3 protein-coding genes are annotated in these 3,734 nt (G+C 31.1%); all 3 read right to left on the bottom strand.

All coding sequences use genetic code 11. The features are described 5' to 3' along the window. Nucleotides 1–1,212, bottom strand: a 1,212-nt coding sequence (locus J1781_RS00740) for a glycosyltransferase (RefSeq protein ID WP_217233056.1), incomplete at its 3' end; no start/stop codon positions are given. Between the two features lie 220 nt (nt 1,213–1,432). Beyond that, complete coding sequence (locus J1781_RS00735) at nt 1,433–2,428, bottom strand: glycosyltransferase family 4 protein (protein ID WP_217233055.1); 996 nt, start codon at nt 2,426–2,428, stop codon at nt 1,433–1,435. 14 nt (nt 2,429–2,442) lie between these two features. After that, complete coding sequence (locus J1781_RS00730) at nt 2,443–3,600, bottom strand: glycosyltransferase (RefSeq protein ID WP_217233054.1); 1,158 nt, start codon at nt 3,598–3,600, stop codon at nt 2,443–2,445. Nucleotides 3,601–3,734: the final 134 nt, after the last annotated feature.

Raw genomic sequence — 3,734 nt, 5'->3', positions numbered from 1 at the left:
GGATAATATATTTAACATTTTCGAATATGATTTATCTTGGTCGAATTCATCATCTATTTTCTGCTTGGCATTATGACAAATACTGAACAAAATAGTGGGCTCATTGATTATTTCAATAACAACATCAGCAATACTTTCTGCATCATTTTCATTAACTAAAAACCCCGAAACTCTATTCTCAATTAACTCAGGAATTCCACTATGAAACGTTGATATCACAGGTATTCCAATAGCCATAGCCTCCATAATTGCAACCGGAATCCCTTCCATATCGCCATCAGTCGCCGTGACAGAAGGTAATAAAAATACATCCGAATTATTTAAATACTGTGAGACCGTTTCTTGTGTCTGTGCACCCAAAAAAACGATTTTGTCACCTAGACCAAGATTTTCAACCTGAGATTCAAGTTCTTTACGAAGGGGACCATCGCCGATAATAGTATAATCGAAGTCAATGTTGTTCTGCTTTAATAACAAGCACGCATTAATAGCTACTGAGATACCTTTTTTCTCTGTCAGTCTGGCGATAGAGAGTAAACGAATTGTATTAACTAAAATAGTTCGGGGCTGAAAGGAAAATTTTTCAACACTAATTCCCATTCTAATCACATGGATATTATCATCATGCCCAGAAATTGCTTTAATTTTATTTGCCCATAACTGACTTACAGGCAGGATAAATTCTGCCTCATCATATAGTTCTTTATAATTATCATAAAAAAGATTAAGAATTCTAGTTTGTGAAATTTCATTACCGTGAAAAACTGCAGCTAACTTACCTTTAAGGAAACCTAATCTTCTTAGCTGGCTAGCCAGCACTGCTGTTGTTCCAAAATGTGAAATGATAATATCAGTTTGTATTGAATTTTTATTTTTAGACAATATCTGTGGAAGCAAAAGAACCTTTGAATAATATCCATATTTTTTAAAGTTAATACTTTTAATAACCCTAGGAATTAGCAAGGCTGGGATTAATGATTTCACCCGCCATAGAATTCTTGCAACTTTACCATTTGGTTCTTTATCAAGAAGATACTGAACTTTATTTAAGAGACTAAATTTCTTAATGACATTATGTTCTATGCCAATATCTCCTGGAAAGACTGAAACAATACTCACATCACAACCATTATTAATGAAGTATGCAATTTGATTTAATATAAATGTCTCTGATAACACAGGAAACTTATATAAAAAGAATAAAACCTTCATAAGTCGTGCCTTTTAAAAAGAATTATTATGGGGTCTTGAATAGATTATTTTAATAACTAGGAATAGTTTTCGCAAAGATTGGCATATTCTCAATTTTTATCTTTCAATTAAATAGTCATTTAATACCCCATGTCTATATTCTCAGCCTTGTATGCTATTATGCTTAATACTCAACCTCCTTACCGAAAAACCTAATAAATTCTACATAATTATTCTATATCTACCTCCTCAATTTTAACATTATTAATGACTCATTGATTAACTTTGCTGTTTTATCCCATGTATAATTCTTAGCATTATTAAGGCCTTTCATCTTTAAACTTACCGCCAAACTTTCATCGTTAATGAGGCAATTTATACCTTTAGCTATATCTTCAATTGACTCCGGATTGACAAGAATAGAACTGCCTTCCGCAATTTCTTTAAGAGCTGTTGTATTAGATGCTAATGTAGGTATACCACAGGCCATAGCTTCGATTACTGGCAAGCCAAATCCTTCATACAGCGACGGCATAAGTAATGCTATAGCGCCTCTATAATAGGAAGGTAAATCTATCTCATTAACATATCCTGAAAACAAGACATCATTGGTTACTCCTTGAGAAAAAATGTGCTGCTTTAGTTTTTCCGTCTCTTTCCCTGTGAATAATAACTTAATTCCCTTTCTATCTTTAATAGTAGCGAATGCTGTAATCAATTTTTCTTCATTTTTGTGAGATTTACGATTACTTACGCATAGAAAATATTTAAATCCTGGTTTGTAAATATCTCCTTGAGGATTGAAATCCTTAGAAACACCATTGCCGACCACGATAATTTTATTCGGATTTATTTTTGCCCAATCTACTATTCTTCTTTTTGAAAACTCTGATACAGTAAAAATCAATAATGCTTTTCTACAGGCTCTTTTTAAAACAACATTATAGTAAATTGTTTTTAACTTACTACCATTTCCACTTACATCGATGTGATTTAAATCATGAATGGTAATGATACTACGATTTATGAAAAACCATGGAGCATTAAACCCCGGAGTGAAATACAAAGATTTATTGAAAAGCAGAAACCATGGCGTGATGAATATATCAAAATAACTTGTCGGTTTAACATTAACTTTTATGTAACTATCAAATTCAATTCTCTTAGTGATCTCCATTGAGAACCTACCAATACCATGACCGCCCTCCCACCTTTTATCAAATATTATTTTTTTCATGTTTCGCCTTGAAATTAAAATAGTAAAGAATTCCATTTACTGACAATATTTTCAGTTTTAAATTCGTTTAAGTTGAATTCAAAAATCAACTTACCTTCTACATAACTCTGTATAATTGAAGATAGTTGTTCAACATCATCAAATAAAAAGCCTTGATTACATGACAATAACTCTGGTATCCCTCCACTCTTCTTAGCAGCAACTGGAACTTTTCTTGCCATACTTTCAATTATTACCCTTCCAAATGGCTCATTCCATTTAGAAGGAACAATTAAAAGATCAAGGCTATCCAAAAAATCATTTGCAGGAACGTTACCAAGAAAATTAACATTTAAATTTTCATTTGTTGCATAATCAGTTAAATAGGATATATAATCTTCATCTCCGTCCCCAGCTATTTTTAACTCAATAACTTTGTTAATTTCAATTGGCAATATTTTTAGCGCATTAAATATCAAGTCGATACCTTTTGTTTTATGTATTCTGCCTAAGTATCCAATTTTTATTTCTTGCCTTTTGAATCCATCATGAACCCTTTCAGTTAACACATCTTCTAAACAAATATTATATATAACATGTCTATTTGCATTGCAAAAATAATCATTTTTAATATGTTCATTTAAAACAAAATCACTTATACCAACTACATCATCAACATATTTAGAATTTGCTCTTTTTAAGAGTGTCATTCCTTTACAAACAACACACTGAGAACCGCAATTGTCTTCCTTATACATATTTGCATTAGTGCATAATAGAGAATAACTTCTTAGTATATGAATAACTCTAATTCCTTTTTTCTTGGCTATTTTCCAAACTAATGATGATACATCTTCTATTGTGCTTGTGATTAATATGTCTGGTTTAAATTCGTCTAATACTTTAATTATTTTTTTTGCAAAAAAAACATTATTTGAATCTACAATATGCCATGCTATTTTTTTTGATTTTGATATTCCCTTGTTTTTCATAGACCAATATAGATTAGAGTGCTTAAGTCTATTAACTGTTATGTTATTAATTTTATCCTTGTAATCAGAATCACTAACGGCAAGAACTTCAACGTCATGACCAATATTTGATAGTTGCTCAGAAAGAGATTTTGTTGAAATCTCACCACCACCAGCAACATCTGGATAATAACCTCTACAAGCAACAAGAATTCTCTTCATATATCGACCTAATTTTATTATCCATGATTCATTTGAAATTAATCACACTTATTAATCTCTTCTAAAATCCATTGCCAATATAATAAGTGGGCTATTAAATTATAGCCCATCATAAAAACGAACCGGTATATAAA

The organism is Rahnella perminowiae (assembly GCF_019049695.1).
GTDB classification, from domain to species: Bacteria; Pseudomonadota; Gammaproteobacteria; order Enterobacterales; family Enterobacteriaceae; genus Rahnella; species Rahnella perminowiae.
This window is presented reverse-complemented; position numbering and strand designations above follow the sequence as displayed.

Excerpts from the sequence above, each read along its gene's own strand:
- J1781_RS00735 (WP_217233055.1), bottom strand. The coding sequence starts at position 2,428 with ATGAAAAAAATAATATTTGATAAAAGGTGGGAGGGCGGTCATGGTATT.
- J1781_RS00730 (WP_217233054.1), bottom strand. The coding sequence starts at position 3,600 with ATGAAGAGAATTCTTGTTGCTTGTAGAGGTTATTATCCAGATGTTGCT.